Annotated in this window: 11 protein-coding genes; 3 read left to right on the forward strand and 8 right to left on the reverse strand. The window is 35.2% G+C overall.

From position 1 onward, the window contains the following. Positions 1-31: 31 nt before the first annotated feature. Positions 32-613 (reverse strand): tRNA-(ms[2]io[6]A)-hydroxylase, encoded by a 582-nt coding sequence (locus tag A3SG_RS0113830; protein WP_016990606.1) that lies wholly within the window; start codon positions 611-613, stop codon positions 32-34. A gap of 273 nt (positions 614-886) precedes the next feature. Here A3SG_RS0113830 and A3SG_RS0113835 point away from each other — a divergent pair, with 273 nt between their 5' ends. Then, the gene (locus tag A3SG_RS0113835; protein WP_016990607.1) at positions 887-2,134 is read left to right on the forward strand and encodes a glycosyltransferase; all 1,248 of its coding nucleotides are present in this window, start codon (positions 887-889) and stop codon (positions 2,132-2,134) included. 487 nt (positions 2,135-2,621) lie between these two features. Here A3SG_RS0113835 and A3SG_RS23150 read toward each other — a convergent pair whose 3' ends face one another. The 7 genes from A3SG_RS23150 to porU form a co-directional block, all read right to left on the reverse strand. Then, on the reverse strand, positions 2,622-2,810 hold the full coding sequence (locus A3SG_RS23150) for a 2-oxo acid dehydrogenase subunit E2 (protein ID WP_016990608.1): 189 nt from the start codon (positions 2,808-2,810) through the stop codon (positions 2,622-2,624). 98 nt (positions 2,811-2,908) lie between these two features. Next, positions 2,909-3,793, reverse strand: a complete 885-nt coding sequence (locus A3SG_RS0113845; protein ID WP_016990609.1) for a hypothetical protein — start codon at positions 3,791-3,793, stop codon at positions 2,909-2,911. A 414-nt stretch (positions 3,794-4,207) separates the two neighbouring features. After that, a complete protein-coding gene (locus A3SG_RS0113850; RefSeq protein ID WP_029596823.1) occupies positions 4,208-5,857 on the reverse strand; it encodes a pyruvate dehydrogenase complex dihydrolipoamide acetyltransferase in 1,650 nt (549 codons plus the stop codon). A gap of 7 nt (positions 5,858-5,864) precedes the next feature. Then, the gene (gene pdhA, locus A3SG_RS0113855; protein ID WP_016990611.1) at positions 5,865-6,863 is read right to left on the reverse strand and encodes a pyruvate dehydrogenase (acetyl-transferring) E1 component subunit alpha; all 999 of its coding nucleotides are present in this window, start codon (positions 6,861-6,863) and stop codon (positions 5,865-5,867) included. 143 nt (positions 6,864-7,006) lie between these two features. Beyond that, the gene (cdd, locus tag A3SG_RS0113860; protein WP_016990612.1) at positions 7,007-7,489 is read right to left on the reverse strand and encodes a cytidine deaminase; all 483 of its coding nucleotides are present in this window, start codon (positions 7,487-7,489) and stop codon (positions 7,007-7,009) included. 72 nt (positions 7,490-7,561) lie between these two features. Further along, positions 7,562-8,731 (reverse strand): type IX secretion system outer membrane channel protein PorV, encoded by a 1,170-nt coding sequence (gene porV, locus A3SG_RS0113865; RefSeq protein ID WP_016990613.1) that lies wholly within the window; start codon positions 8,729-8,731, stop codon positions 7,562-7,564. Between the two features lie 37 nt (positions 8,732-8,768). After that, the gene (gene porU / locus A3SG_RS0113870; protein ID WP_016990614.1) at positions 8,769-12,599 is read right to left on the reverse strand and encodes a type IX secretion system sortase PorU; all 3,831 of its coding nucleotides are present in this window, start codon (positions 12,597-12,599) and stop codon (positions 8,769-8,771) included. Between the two features lie 211 nt (positions 12,600-12,810). On the opposite strand from porU, the gene gldJ reads away from it, so the two are divergent. Together gldJ and A3SG_RS0113885 are read left to right on the forward strand one after the other, a co-directional pair. Then, positions 12,811-14,493, forward strand: a complete 1,683-nt coding sequence (gene gldJ / locus A3SG_RS0113875; RefSeq protein WP_016990615.1) for a gliding motility lipoprotein GldJ — start codon at positions 12,811-12,813, stop codon at positions 14,491-14,493. Between the two features lie 59 nt (positions 14,494-14,552). Beyond that, the gene (locus A3SG_RS0113885; RefSeq protein ID WP_016990616.1) at positions 14,553-15,842 is read left to right on the forward strand and encodes a UDP-N-acetylmuramoyl-tripeptide--D-alanyl-D-alanine ligase; all 1,290 of its coding nucleotides are present in this window, start codon (positions 14,553-14,555) and stop codon (positions 15,840-15,842) included. Positions 15,843-15,872: the final 30 nt, after the last annotated feature.

Consider the following 15,872-nt stretch of genomic DNA (forward strand, 5'->3'; position numbering starts at 1 on the left):
CTCTNTTTTTATATACTTATTTCTTTACTGACTATCCGTGAACGGATTCGTTTTTTCCATAGTTTACAATGATGGATGTTTCAAAATCAATCCATTCTTGCCAACGCTTGTCAACATCAACATTGTCAGCATATTTTCTGGCAAAGCCCAGAAATGTAGTATAGTGCCCAGCCTCTGAGATCATTAAATCTCTATAAAATTTTGCCAATTCAGGATCTTTAATGTTTTCTGAAAGCACCTTAAATCGCTCACAGCTTCGGGCTTCAATCATAGCTGAAAACAACAATCGATCGCATAAAGCATCTTTTCTACTGCCATCTTTTTTCATAAACTTAAAAAGTTCATTTACATAATGGTCTTTACGCTCCCTGCCTAGTGTCAGACCTTTACTTTTGATTAAATCATGTACCATTTGGAGATGTTCCAGCTCTTCACGAGCAATAACTAATAGTTCAGTTACTAATTCTTCCAGTTCTGAGTTATAAGTAACGAGACTTATTGCATTTGATGCGGCTTTTTGTTCGCACCAGGCATGGTCTGTCAAAATTTCTTCAATATTTGATTCGACTATATTTACCCATCTTGGGTCTGTTGCTAATTTTAATCCTAACATGTCATATTATTTAATTAATACAAAATTAGTGTTTTCTTTCTGATTTCTTGTTTAAATCATGGTTTAGAGATATAATACCATTTAACATTTGAATTTACTGGTGTAAAATGCACTTTTTTCCTTTCTATTTCAACATAAAATAAAACCGTAACAAAAGCTACGCTCTAATTTTCTGTTTTATTTAAAGAATAAAATCATCATTTTATTTTACAGTAAATTCAAACAATAAATGGTATAAATTGTATTATTTTGTAGCTTTAATTAAATACTAAGATGAATCAGTTGAAAAAGCTTTTAATAATTGGTAGTGTGTGGCCAGAACCTAATTCTTCTGCTGCCGGGACCCGGATGCTACAGTTGATTGCTCTTTTTAAAGAGGAAGGATTTGTTGTGACATTTGCAAGTCCCGCGATGGATAGTGATTTTATGGTTGACCTTGAATTAGATCGAGTAGATAAAAAAACAATTACTTTAAATTGTTCTAGTTTTGATATTTTCGTAGAAGAACTAAATCCATCGGTGGTGTTGTTTGATCGGTTTATGATGGAAGAGCAGTTTGGTTGGCGTGTAAGCGAAAACTGTCCAGACGCCTTACGATTATTAGATACAGAGGATTTACATTGTTTGCGAGTAGCTCGCCAGAAAGCATTTAAAGAGAAAAGACCTTTTATGGAAGTTGATTTGTTTTTAGAAGAAGTAGCCAAAAGAGAAATAGCTAGTATATTGCGTTGTGATTTGTCTTTGATGATTTCTGAATATGAAATGGATTTGCTTACGGAGATATTCAAAATTGATAGTTTGCTGTTGTTTTATTTGCCCTTTTTAGTGGATCCGTTAAACAGTAAAGATTTAGTTAAACTACCGTCATTTGAAGAAAGAAAGAATTTTGTTTTTATTGGTAACTTTCTTCATGAACCCAATTGGAATGCGGTTCAATATTTGAAAGAAACCATTTGGCCATTAATTAAAAAAGAATTGCCAGAAGCAGTTTTAAATATTTCTGGGGCTTATCCGTCGCAAAAAGTATTGCAACTAAATAATATCAAGGAAGGTTTTATAATAAAAGGTCGTGTTGCTGATGCAAATGAAGTAGTTCAACATGCCCGTTTAGTTTTGGCTCCTTTGCGTTTTGGAGCAGGAATTAAAGGGAAATTATTAGAAGCTATGCAATGTGGTACGCCAAGCGTTACAACATCTATTGGAGCCGAATCGATGCATGGAGACTTACCATGGAATGGCTTTATAACGGACGATCCAGAAGTTTTTGTAAATGAAGCGGTATTGTTATATGAAGATGAAAAGCTTTGGCTTCAAGCTCAACAAAACGGAATTTATATTATTAATAATCGTTATTTAAGCGGTTTATTTGAGGATGATTTTAAAAAAAAAGTAATAGGACTACAATCTAATTTACGGCAACATCGTTTAAACAATTTTATGGGATCATTACTGCAATATCATACTTTGAAAAGTACTAAGTATATGTCGATGTGGATTGAGGAGAAGAATAAAAAGTACTGATGTAATTAGCCTGTTGGTGCGATGGAATTGTTTTTGATGGACTATAAACTTTCTTAGCTGATGTTTTCCTAGGAATTATTGGAGTTTTAATAATGAGCAAAATAGATTTTATAAAAAGGAAGCGGATGATATGCTTTGTATGACTAAATTTAAAGTCTTTTTAGGTGGAGTGTTTTTATTATTATTAGGGTTTTACTAAATCAGCAAAAACTATACGCTAAACCAGGTCGTAAGAGTTATAATTAGTTTGTGTATTTACCTATTTCGATATTAGTTTTACATGTAAATTGTAGTACTATTATTTTTGCATGAACGACGCAAGCGACATTCTTTTATAGAATGCAATGGAGTAAAAGATATAATGTACAGCGCTAGCCCGTTGTAACATTCCGATAGCTTTAGGGAGTGGAGGTGTTGAGGCTTGCAAATAAAAAACGCTTGATGATTGTTCAAAACAGGTTTTACTTTATACAGAACTAGATTATCTCTAAGGACAGGTACTAGGTTCTATGTATTGTTGTAATGTATGTAATAACTGAGTTACTTGAGCTCTATCGATGGTGTTATGATTACAAGTGAGAGATGGCATGAAAGTTTTCGATAAAGCAATTACACCGTTTTCAACAAATTGTTTCTTGAAAATATTGCCTACCAATAGGATGGCAGATTTTGGCATGTTTGGTATGTAATCGCCAACTAGTCGATATCAAATACTTCGGAATTAGAATTGGTAATTTTACTTTCGTTCATTCATTCAATCTATGGCGAAAAGTATTAATGATCTGGAATTGTACTATTTTTATATGAGTTATGTATGATCAGAATGAATAATCCAAAAAGCACCGCGCCTACAATCAAAACGTTATTCACGAGTCCTTCCATCGAAAATGACAACTTTATTAACATAGTTGAAATAACAAATCCTGAGTTTCTGATGATTTGGTGAAACCGATCAGAATGAAAGAATGAGAATAGTAGCAGTAATACATCAATGATAATTAGAAGCATAAAAAAATCTTCGAAGAAAATATTATTAATATTTTTAAAGCTGTTTATATGGCTTTCATTATCCTGCATGGAGGCTATAAACCAGTTAATAAACGAGTACAATGCAAGAACAATCAAAACGGGGATCAATGCAGTTGCTATTACTTTTTTTAATTTTATAAATTTTCCGATTTTCACTTTTTCCTTAGGGGTTCTACTGGTTTCGGCATTGTCTTGTTTTCTAATTTTTTTATAGAATAGTTGAATCAGAAAAAATAAAATTAGTGTAGTTATTACGTCGTAAATGAATTGCAGGTCGTTTTCCAGTCTGAACCATCCAGAGGATAGTTCGATGTGACCAATGTCTTTGAAAAGTCTTCTAATTACAATCAAGGTTATGATCTCGTATTGCTTACCTATGTATTTTGAAGTGGAACTTGGAAGATAAAACACCAATAAGAAGACTTCATAAACTAGAATGAAAGAGAATGGGGTATATACGGCTGAAATTGGGTTTTTTGTCAGTTTTGAGGCAATATGAATAATGTCTTGATTTACGAGAAAAATAAGCAGTAAATGCACCAAATAACTGACAATAGCGATTCCTACGATGATACGCTCTGTTTGTTCCCTAAATTTTTCAGATAGAAACTTGTCAAAGAATTTTTTCATAATTTGTTTACTTTGGTATTTGTATTATGCATTAAAAGTGTTAAAATTAGGTAGGTGTTACTTCAACATCTAGCTTTGACCATAGATAGTTAGTAACTATCGGTCATTTCATATGGTAGGTGTACAATATAGTCGCTTCTCGAAACGAATGAATCAGGAAATATATTATTATTTTTTTAGAATATCTATAGTTTCCTTTTTTAACGATTTTTCTTAATATTTATATCAGAATTCAAATTTACGTAATTAATTATGTAATCCTAGCTTTATTTGTGCAACTAAACTAATTTCAATTCAATACGAATTAGTGTGCAATATTGAAAACCAGTACATAGAAGCAATACTGATTTGCGGTAAAAATAAAAACCCGTCAAGATTACTCAAGACGGGTTTAGTTTTATGCAGAATCAGTTATTATGCAAGCATCGTCACTGGGTTTTCAATGTATTGTTTCAATGTTTGTAAAAACAGTGCTCCAGTAGCTCCGTCAACAGTACGATGATCACAAGCAAGAGATAATATCATGGTGTTTCCTACTACGATTTCACCATTTTTAACAACTGGTTTCTCTACAATAGCTCCTACTGATAGGATAGCAGAATTAGGTTGATTGATAATAGAATTAAATTCTACGATACCAAACATTCCTAAATTCGACACGGTAAAAGTACTTCCTTCCATTTCGGTTGGTAATAATTTTTTGTTTTTAGCTCTTCCAGCTAAGTCTCTAACGCTTCCGCCGATTTGAGATAAGTTCATTGCATCTGTAAACTTTAATACAGGTACCACTAAACCGTCTTCAACAGCTACGGCAACACCTATACTAACATGATGGTTGATTGTAATTGCTTCTTCTTTCCATTGAGAGTTGACCTTTGGATGTTTCTTTAATGCCATAGCACATGCTTTAATGACCATATCATTAAAAGAAACTTTTATATCAGGAATGCTATTAATAATTGCTCTAGATTTTATTGCGTCATCCATCGTAACTTCAATAGTTAAGTTGTAATGAGGTGCAGTGAATAAAGATTCAGCTAATCGTTTAGCTATGATTTTTCGCATCTGCGAATTCTTAATCTCTTCTGTCAATACTTCTCCTGCTGGAACAAATACTTTCGCTACGGGTGCAGGTGCAGCCGGCGCTTGCGGAGCATTCTCAGCTGGCGCTGGAGTAGGAGGTACTGCAACAGCTGGAGTAAAGTTTTCAACATCGCTCTTAACGATACGTCCATTTTCGCCTGTGCCTTTTACCTGTGTTAACTGAATTCCTTTGTCACTTGCAATTTTCTTGGCCAATGGAGAAGCTAAAATTCGTGTCCCATCAGTCATTGCTTCTGGAGTAACTGGTGCTGCCTCTTCAGCTGGAGCTGACGTAGTTTCTTCAGTTGTATCTGAAGATTTTTCTGGAGCATCAGTACTGTAGTTTTCAGCAATACCAGTGATGTCTGTTCCTTCAGGGCCTATGATAGCAAGTAAACTGTCAACAGGTGCCGCATTTCCTTCTTGAATACCGATATATAATAAAGTACCTTCATTGAAAGATTCAAATTCCATCGTGGCTTTATCTGTTTCGATTTCAGCTAAAATATCACCTTCTTTAATTTTATCTCCTACCTTGTTTAACCAAGTTGCTACCGTTCCTTCTGTCATGGTATCACTTAAACGAGGCATTGTAACTATAACAACTCCTTCTGGTAAAGAGGTTGATGTTGCTTTTTCTTCTTTTTTAGTTTCAGATGTAACAGGATCACTTTCTGTCTCCGGTTCAGTCGCTTTCGTTTCAGTTGCTGATTTTTCTGCTATTAAAGCAGCTACATCTTCACCCTCGTCACCGATGATAGCCAATAAAGAATCTACAGATGCTGTCTCTCCTTCTGGAATTCCGATGTATAATAGAGTTCCTTCATCGAAGGATTCAAATTCCATAGTTGCTTTGTCGGTTTCAATTTCGGCAAGGATATCTCCCTCTTTAATTTTGTCTCCTACTTTCTTAAGCCAAGTCGCTACCGTTCCTTCCGTCATAGTATCGCTCAAACGAGGCATTGTTACTTTTATCGCCATAATATTTTTATAGTTTATGAGGTATGAATGGGTAGTTTTCTTGTTCGTATACGACATCGTAAAGCTGCTGCACTGGTGGATAATCAGATTCTTCAGCAAAATCAACACATTCTTGTACTCGAGCTTTTACCCTTTTTTCGATTACTGTAATCTCCTCTTCAGTTGCGTAATTGTGATCTTTTATTAAGTCTAATACTTGAGTAATAGGATCAATTTTTTTGTATTCTTCCACTTCGTCTTTAGAACGATATAGTTGGGCATCTGACATGGAGTGTCCTCTATAACGGTACGTTTTCATTTCGAGGAATGTTGGTCCGTCTCCTCGTCTTGCTCTTTCAATAGCCTCTGTCATCGCTTCCGCTACTTTTACAGGATTCATTCCGTCAACTGGTCCGCAAGGCATCTCGTAGCCTAAACCTAGTTTCCATATATCCGTGTGGTTTGCAGTTCTTTCAACAGAAGTTCCCATTGCATAACCGTTATTTTCAACGATAAAAACAACTGGTAATTTCCATAGCATTGCCATGTTAAAGGCTTCGTGTAAAGAACCTTGTCGAGCTGCGCCATCGCCAAAGTAGGTTAATGTTACCGACCCTGTTTCAAAATATTTATCTGCAAATGCTAATCCTGCTCCCACAGGAATTTGTCCTCCTACAATTCCGTGCCCACCATAAAAACGGTGTTCCTTAGAAAAAATATGCATGGAACCACCCATTCCTTTAGATGTTCCGGTAACTTTTCCTAATAGTTCAGCCATTACACGTTTTGGGTCTACACCCATTCCGATAGGTTGAACATGATTCCTATAAGCGGTAATCATTCGATCTTTTGTCAAGTCCATTGCGTGCAATGCACCTGCTAATACTGCTTCTTGTCCATTATATAGATGTAAAAAGCCTCTGACTTTTTGTTGTATGTATAATGCTGCAAGCTTGTCCTCAAACTTTCTCCAAAGCAGCATGTCTTCATACCACTTTAAATATACTTCTTGTGTAACTTCTTTCATCTCAATTGTTCTTTTGCTAAAGTTTTTATTGTATTTTCAACTAGTACCTATAACGCAAAAGAGTCTCCTCACACAAATTTGCGAGTTGCAAAAATAAGACATTACATCTAAGGAGTAAAATTAAAAGGGTTTTTTTGTTTTTTTTACAAGAAGTTTTTGTCGAACATAAAAGGCAGTAAGTTTTTTAGCGAATCGGATTTATATATGTCCCCTGTTTCTCCCATGAAATAAATTTCTATTGGTGTTTCTTGCTGAGTTTCATATTCAGCTATTGATTGCCTGCACGCACCGCATGGAGGAATAGGGGCTATTGTTTTATTGAAGTCAGAAGCTGCAGTGATAGCCATTTTCAAAATTTTTGCTTCAGGATAAATAGCTCCTGCTTGAAAAATAGCAACACGTTCGGCGCATAGACCAGAGGGATATGCTGCATTCTCTTGGTTTGAGCCTAGAACCGTGTTTCCATTGTCTAATAAAAGGGCTGCACCTACTCGGAATTTTGAATATGGCGCGTAGGCTTTTTTTCTAATAGCTACAGCTTGTTCCATAAGGTTCTGGACGTCATTAGGTAATTCTTGAAGTGTGCTATAAGCCGAAAATTGGCTGGTAATAGAAATTTTTCTCATTGTTTTTTTGGGAAAAAAAATCCAAATTTCATGATATTGAAATTTGGATAGTTAATTTGAATTTAGAAAGTGCTAATATACATCATATTTATCTCCAAAATTAAAAGTAAGAGAGAAACGTAATGTATTCTCCAATGGATTTTTAACTTTTGAAGCTGAAAATAAATAAGAGACGTCTACCTTAACAACATTGTATTTAAAGCCTGCTCCTAAAGAGAAGAATTGTCTCGCACCCTTTAAAGGACTTTCATGAAAGTAACCTAAACGCATAGCAAAAGAGTCTTGATATGAATATTCGGCTCCTACAGCATAAGTTACTTCTTTAGTTTCTTCGCTAAAACCGTCTGGCGCATCTCCAAATGATTTAAACACGCCGGAAACCCAGCCAATAGATCGGTAATTATCTAAATTTTGGCGTCTTTCTTCTGGACTAACTGTCCCGTCCCCATTTAAATCTGGATTTTGGGGAGTAGGTACTAATAATTTGTTGAATTCTAGATTTACTGCGACTTTATTATAATCGTCTAAAATAAAATCAAATCCCGTTCCTACTTTTAAATTGGCCGGTAAAAAGTTGGTGCTTATTTCGTTGTTATCATAACTGATTTTTGGACCTAGATTTTGAATGTTAAATCCAGCTCTCCATCTTCCGTTAAATTCATTATATGCCAGCTCTTCTGATTGATAAAACCCTGCAACATCAATTGCAAATGAATTAGCTGCAGATGCATCTCCAATATCGGTAGCCACTTTTAAATTAGAACGAATATATCTTCCCGCAACTGCCATGGAAAATGTTTCGCTTAATTTTAAGGAATAAGAACCGTCAATTGCAAACTCGTTTGGAGCAACTGTTCTTGGTACTTCGGTAGGGTCTCCAGTTTCTCTTAATTCGATTTCACCAAAACCAAAATAACGAATGCTACTTGCAAAAGCACTTCGTTCACTTATTTTATTGTAGTACGTTAATTGCCCTAAAGAAATATCATTTGCCAAATCTGTAAGGTATGGAGTATAACTTATAGAAACCCCTTGCTTGTCAGTTGCAAAGGCGTATTTCGCGGGATTCCATTGTTGCGAAAAAGCATCTGCCGAAGTGGCGACTCCTATGTCTGCCATACCTGCCGCCCTGGCGTCAGCCGAGACCAATAAAAAAGGAACAGCAGTTGTGATTACTCTATCTTGAGCGTGTGCAAAAGAGACCGCGAGTAAGGAGCTTGTAAAAAGTATTAATTTTCTCATTTGGTGTAAAGATTCATTAAACAAATATAGTCTATTATTAAAGTATCACAAGTTTTTCAAACTTTTCTGCTTTTTTATTGGTTAGGGTAGATGTGACGGTTAGCTTGTAGATATATACTCCTTTTCCTATTTTATTGCCAAAATCATCTTTGCCGTCCCATGTAATCTCTTTTGATAAAAATCCATCAGTTGAGATAATTTGATTTTTTGTCCAGACTACTTTCCCCGTTATTGTCATAACCTGTATTTGTACCATTAGGGGTTCAAAAGGCCTGTTGTGTGTAAACCAAAACTCAGTATAATTAACAAATGGATTAGGATAATTCAATACATGTGTCAAGGTTATAGATTCATCGCCAACTACCACAAACTGGATTTCAGTAGTGATGGGATTGTTGTATACATCCCACGCCTTAAATGTAATAGTATGTAAGCCAACCTCTAAATTACGCAGAGGAAAGCGGAGGCTTCCTTTAGTATAATCATCGAGCTTTGTTTGATAATAATCATTTAGTAGGTAGGGACTACTCACGTCTCCGTCTAAAATTACCACAATATCATGACCAATGCCACTAGCGGTATTGATTCCGTTTTCATCGTCGAGAAAAGCCAATAGAAATGGGGATGCGTTTGTAATGCCGCCAGAAACAAAAGTTTCGTCATTCATATATAACTTAACTTTTGGGCTAATATTGTCCTCGATCGCATTTTCATTAATTCCGCCTATCTGAATACTAGTGTTAAAGCCAGTTTCGTCTTCTAATGTCTGATCTTTTCTAGCATAGAAGCTGATTTTCCCGGCAGCTAGTGGAATCCGAATGTCTCTTGGGACTACGAAACTAAATTCAAAGAGACCATTTGTAATAGAAGCATTTCCTCTAAAAATGGTTTCACCAAGAGTGTTAAAATTTATTGGTGGACTATTACCGTCATTATTTAATGTAGTCCTTGAGATGGTTTTGTCAAATATTTTAGTGGAAACTTCACCATTGTAATTTGTCAACAAGATGTCATTTTCATCAGTTATTTCTCCACTCACTTTCATGCGTGCCAATGATTTGAAGTTATCTGTTGTTTGCGATACCGGAATGTCATTCACTTTTGTAAGTTTTACTTTTGGCTTCGGTATCGCAAGCATCAAGGCAGGATCGCCTAAATAGAAAACTACATTTGTAGCGCTGTTTGGGTTACTGTTTTTTGATATTCTTAGCGCTTCCGCAATAGAGGTATATTGGCTTGAGCCAAAAGAGAATAGTTTTTCAGAGAATAAATCGTTAAAATTTTCGGCACTAAATTGCCCGATAGAACGAATTGTGGTAATCATGGCGATAGCACCACCTTTTGGATTCCAATAGGTATATTCTCCAGCTGTTGGTCTCGAAGGATTATCAAAACGGGAGAATTCGCAGGTAATTGTTATGAAAAGAGGGTATTTATACTGGTTGCTTAAATTTTGTCCATCAGCTTTTTCCCAAATTCGTTCTGCAGATAAACCGTCCTCACCCCCGTGTCCTAAATAATTAAAGACCAAGGCTCCCTTTTCGAATGCATTAAATAAATCTGTTCTCGCTTTTGGATATCGGAAACCTCCAGCGGATGCCTCTTGCGTATAGGAATCCAAAATGATTTTGTTGATGTTAAAAAAGGGCTTTTGGGTTGTTATTATATCGGCTAATTTGTTTTGTCTGCTTTGCAAATTAGCGTCATAGCTTATGTCTGAATCATCGCTGATCATTACGAAATTGTTTCTCCAACTTCCATATGATTTTATATCATGGTATTCAATTACCTTATTCACCATTTCTTCTGCCTGTTGTGGTCCATTCACAATCATTCTTCCAACGGCAATATCAATCCCTCCAAAAAAAGAAACAATATTACCCTCATTATTATCCATCAGTCCATAAAAATCATCAGATGCAAACGAAGCTTCTCCTGTTGTATTGCTGTTAAGGGCATGATATATAGGAACGATGTTCGTATTGTTGGCGATTCGATTTTTATAGTCATAAGATGCATCCCCAAAAAGGTTCACATACTTTATTCTCTTAGACGAAGTAGAGGCGTTTTCATAAATATATTTGATGCAATTTCTAATTGCTGCGATATCTTGTTTTCCCGAAGAAAATTCTGGGTATATTGATTCTGTTGTAATGACTTTAACATTTAACTTTGAATAAGATCGGTGGAAATTAGCTAATTTTTCAGCCTGCGTAATTAAAGAATTTGGAGTGATAATCACATAGTCAATATCTTCAAATTGACCTTTATTGTTTTTGAAAACGGAACCTTTTATGTTTTGGTTAGGGACTGTAGAATTGTATTCTTTTAATGGAATGTAGTAATCAGAAGGGTCAATAGCGACATATTTTCGTAGTTCTCCCAAAGTTGCTTTGAAGGAAAAGGACTGTTGATTACTGTTTTCAAATTTACTTACATCATACAGGTTGGTAATATCCCAAATTTGGCTAATGGCCGCGGCGTTAGACAAGGTATAATTGACTACTCCTAAGCTGGCAATTGATGCGTCATATTGAAAGTTAAATTGTTTTCCAACTCCTTGAAGTTTTCTTTTGGCAATTAACTGAATATTGTCCAGAAAGCCTTTTGAGCCAGGAACGCCATTATTATTATAGCTTAGTTTTATTTTTATATTCTCTGATCCGGTAAAGGAGGTGTTACTGGGCAAAGCACCAACATTAAATTCAGTTTCTGAATTGGTATTTATCGCAGGAAAGGATATGTTGCCAATGGATTGACCATTGGAGGAAACCAGAAACGAAGTAGAGGTATATGCTGCCGATGCTGTGGTCGTTTTAATTTTAACAGGGATTGTGACGTCTAAGTTTGGAAAATTAAATTCAAATTCCTGTTCTTGCTTGACGTCAAAAGATTCACCAAACCATTGTCTACCTAGTTTTGCAATATTGATTAAATCGGATTCATGGAACTGATGGTCATCAAAAGCAGTTACGTTTACGGTGCTGTTACCAGCGGGTTGATTTGTTTCCTTAATCCTTTTTCCATCATCGCCTGAGGTAGTAATGTAGTAATATGATTTACTATCATATAAATTATTATAGGTCTGACTTTCTATATTATAAGTGTCGAGACCTTCGGCATAGAATAAAATATAATCCTCGGCGTCAAAGTTTCCGTCGTTTTCTCCAATAATTTGGATTGCATTTTCGGTTAAATCTGAAGGGTAATAAATGCTGTTTAACAGAGGCAGCATTTTTCCTCCGTTTCCAAAAACTTTTATTTTTGTAGGATCAACAGCATTCAAGTTGATGCCTATTTCTTGCAGAAAGCTTTTGGATATTTTATAAACACCAGATTTTTCAATATAAAAACGATACCAATCTCCAGTGGCTAAAACAGAGTTTGTTATTAAATTTGCATATTTATTTGATTGAGAGATCTTAGCGATTGTGTTACTGATGATGTAAGAAAAAGATTTGATTCTTTTAAAACCGTATTCATCTTTCACTATAGGGGATAAACTGAGAAATGATTGTGTGAGACTTCTTGATTGGGTGTTTCTTAAGGAAGATACTATTTTTTTTGGTATGTTTTCAGGGGCTAAATCGCCAAGTTCAGTGACAGTAATAGATTCGTAAACCACGTTTGTAATTTGGATGCTGTTTTCGTTAGCAAAGACTGGTGTTGTTAATTCTAAGGTATAGGTAAGTTTTTTTTCAGAGGGATCATAATTAAAGCTGTTGCCTTTGAACAGGGGGATATAGATTTTATAAATTCCAAATGAAATGGTAGTTTTATCCATCCATTCAATAGTTACATCACCTTTATTTTGTCCATAGGACAGATAAGAAAGGAGTAACAAACTATATAGAAGTAGTTTTTGCATTATTTGTTTAAATTGAAAGAATGGTTAATTGATATGTTGAGTAAAAATATATCTTTTAGTATAAAAACAAATAATAAATAGTATAAATTTGCGTTTGAGTTGTATCACACAGCTTATGCAAATGATCAATCTGAATTTATTTAAAACGATGTTGTCGGTTAATTGTTTAATTATTACATTGCATTACGTAAATTATTACCTTTAAAAGAATATGAAAGTAAATAAAATTATAGCCTTGCGATTGATGCTATCAGTAACAATGATTATTGGTTTTGCCAGTTGCAGTAAAAAATCAAGTTCTAAAAATTCGTCAAGAGCTACCGGTTGGAATGTTGACAGTAAAAAAGCCTCGAGCGGTAAAAAACAAGTTGCTGGTCCTGGATTAATTTTTGTTGAGGGAGGAACCTTTACAATGGGTAAGGTACAAGACGATGTTATGCATGATTGGAATAATACTCCGACGCAGCAGCACGTACAATCTTTTTATATGGATGAAACTGAGGTTACGAACTTTATGTATTTGGAATATTTAGATTGGTTGAAAAATGTGTTCCCGCCCAGTGAAGCGAATTATAGGTATATATACGAAGGTGCCTCGCCTGATACTTTAGTGTGGAGAAATAGACTAGGTTATAATGAAACTATGACTAATAATTACCTAAGACATCCTGCTTATGCGGATTACCCTGTAGTTGGTGTAAATTGGATTCAAGCTCAGGAGTTTAGTCAATGGAGAACAGATCGTGTAAATGAAGCTATTCTTGAAAAAAATGGGTACTTAAAAAAGGGCGCCAAAACAAATGACGTCTCTGCCGAAAGTTCTTTTAGCACGGAGACTTATTTGAAAGCTCCAACAATGACATACGGAGGAGATGAAGAAATCGTTTTAAAAGCAGGAGCGAGAAAAAGTCCGAAAGCTGGAAAAGCTGGAAAAGTTATTGAACAAAAAAATGTATATGCACAACGGTCTTCAGGTCTTATCTTGCCTGAATACAGACTTCCTACGGAGGCTGAATGGGAATATGCAGCGGCGGCAGATGTGGGGCAGAGAGAGTATAATATTTACAAAGGGCAGAAAAAATATCCTTGGTCCGGTAGTTATACTCGTAGTGGGAAAAGACAAAGTAAGGGGGATCAATTAGCCAACTTTAAGCAAGGTAATGGAGATTACGGTGGAATTGCAGGTTGGTCTGATGATGGAGCTGATATAACCAATGCCGTTAAAAAATATCCAGCAAATGATTTTGGGCTGTATGATATGGCTGGAAATGTTGCCGAATGGGTTGCCGATGTGTACCGACCTATTATAGACAATGAAGCAAATGATTTTAACTATTTTAGAGGAAACCGATATACTAAAAATAAAATTGGTGCAGACGGTAAAGTTGAAATTGTCACTTTAGAGACTATGAAAAAGGACACTTTAAGTAACGGAAAAATTATTGTACGAAGTTTCCCTGGTCAAATTGCTCAGGTTCCTGTTGATGAAAACGAAACGTACTTAAGACAGAATTTTGATAAGAGTAATAATATAAACTATAGAGATGGTGATAAGCAGTCTTCTAAATATTACGATTTTGGATCTTCTGAATCTGACACAGAGAAGCAAAAAGCGAGTGCAAGAATGTATAATTCTCCCGTCCATGATAATATAAGCACAGATAGTTTAGGACAGATGGTTAGAAAATACGATCGATCAAGTAAGAGAACAACTTTGATAGACGATAAAGTTCGTGTATATAAAGGTGGCTCGTGGAGAGATAGGGCCTACTGGTTAGATCCTGCTCAAAGAAGGTATTTTCCACAAGATATGGCTACAGATTATATTGGGTTTAGGTGTGCAATGTCAAGAGTTGGTCCGAAATCTGATAAAAGAAAATCAGCAAGAAATTAATTTTTTATAAATTGTACAAAAAGCCCTTTCATTAGGGCTTTTTTTTTAATCGTTTTTAAATGGATATAGCTAAAATTCATAGTTTGTTTTTGGACTGTAAATCAGTTTCAATTGATACACGAAAAATAGAATCTAATTCGCTTTTCGTCGCCATAAGGGGAGATCGTTTTGATGCCAATACATTTGCAGTAGAAGCTTTAGAGAAGGGAGCGTCTTATGTCATAATTGACAATGAATCGTATTATGTTGATGAAAGAACAATCTTGGTGGAAGATAGTTTGGCCACTTTGCAGGAATTAGCAAAATTTCATAGAAGATATCTAAATCTGCCTATTATTGCACTTACTGGAAGTAACGGGAAAACAACCACAAAAGAGTTAATTCATGTTGTCCTTTCTAAAAAATACAGAACAAAAGCAACAGTTGGTAACCTTAATAATCATATTGGAGTCCCCCTGACTTTGTTGTCTTTCAATGCAGAAACAGAAATAGGTATTGTAGAGATGGGAGCCAATCATAAAAGAGAAATTGAATTTCTTTGCGAAATTGCAACACCTAATTATGGGTACATAACGAATTTTGGCAAAGCGCATTTGGAAGGTTTTGGGGGAGTTGCTGGCGTTATTGAAGGCAAAAGTGAAATGTATAATTATTTGTCTCAAAACGACAAAACAGTTTTTGTAAACGTTGAAGATTCTATTCAAGTTGAAAAAACGAAGAATCTAATGTCATTTTCGTTTGGTGTGAATAGGGATAACGCAGAGGTGTGTATTACATCTGTTAAAGCGAATCCATTTGTGGAAATTGGTTATTCTGATGTTTTAATTTCATCTCATTTAATAGGGCTTTATAATGCCAATAATTTAAATGTAGCAATAACTATAGGGAAGTACTTCGAAGTGGACGATTTGTCTATTAAAGAAGCTTTAGAATGTTATATCCCTGAAAACAATAGATCGCAATTGTTGACAAAGGGAACAAATCAGATTATTTTGGATGCTTATAATGCGAATCCAAGTAGCATGGCTGTTGCGATTGAAAATTTCCTTCAATTAGAAAGTGCTAATAAAATAATGATCTTAGGAGATATGTTTGAATTAGGGGCAGAAAGCACAAAAGAACATCAGGAAGTTGTTGATTCTCTTTTGAATGAAAAAGCAGTACAATGTTTCTTTATTGGTGCGGCGTTTTATTTAAGTAAGGTGGCTAATCCTCAATTTTATTTTTATGAATCATTTGATTCTTTTTCAACGGATTTAAAGATGATAACTATCGAAAATAGTACGATTCTTATAAAGGGGTCACGCGGTATGGCACTGGAGAGGGTACTGGACTATTTGTCGTATTAGTAATTTTTTAAGTAATAAACAAAAACAACC

Source organism: Flavobacterium sp. ACAM 123 (assembly GCF_000264055.1).
Taxonomy (GTDB): domain Bacteria; phylum Bacteroidota; class Bacteroidia; order Flavobacteriales; family Flavobacteriaceae; genus Flavobacterium.

What these genes read in the sequence shown, in the direction of transcription:
- A3SG_RS0113835 (WP_016990607.1), top strand. Translation starts at nt 887, where the DNA reads ATGAATCAGTTGAAAAAGCTTTTAATAATTGGTAGTGTGTGGCCAGAA.
- cdd (WP_016990612.1), bottom strand. Translation starts at nt 7,489, where the DNA reads ATGAGAAAAATTTCTATTACCAGCCAATTTTCGGCTTATAGCACACTT.
- pdhA (WP_016990611.1), bottom strand. Translation starts at nt 6,863, where the DNA reads ATGAAAGAAGTTACACAAGAAGTATATTTAAAGTGGTATGAAGACATG.
- A3SG_RS0113850 (WP_029596823.1), bottom strand. Translation starts at nt 5,857, where the DNA reads ATGGCGATAAAAGTAACAATGCCTCGTTTGAGCGATACTATGACGGAA.
- porV (WP_016990613.1), bottom strand. Translation starts at nt 8,731, where the DNA reads ATGAGAAAATTAATACTTTTTACAAGCTCCTTACTCGCGGTCTCTTTT.
- A3SG_RS0113830 (WP_016990606.1), bottom strand. Translation starts at nt 613, where the DNA reads ATGTTAGGATTAAAATTAGCAACAGACCCAAGATGGGTAAATATAGTC.
- gldJ (WP_016990615.1), top strand. Translation starts at nt 12,811, where the DNA reads ATGAAAGTAAATAAAATTATAGCCTTGCGATTGATGCTATCAGTAACA.
- A3SG_RS23150 (WP_016990608.1), bottom strand. Translation starts at nt 2,810, where the DNA reads ATGCCAAAATCTGCCATCCTATTGGTAGGCAATATTTTCAAGAAACAA.
- A3SG_RS0113845 (WP_016990609.1), bottom strand. Translation starts at nt 3,793, where the DNA reads ATGAAAAAATTCTTTGACAAGTTTCTATCTGAAAAATTTAGGGAACAA.
- porU (WP_016990614.1), bottom strand. Translation starts at nt 12,599, where the DNA reads ATGCAAAAACTACTTCTATATAGTTTGTTACTCCTTTCTTATCTGTCC.
- A3SG_RS0113885 (WP_016990616.1), top strand. Translation starts at nt 14,553, where the DNA reads ATGGATATAGCTAAAATTCATAGTTTGTTTTTGGACTGTAAATCAGTT.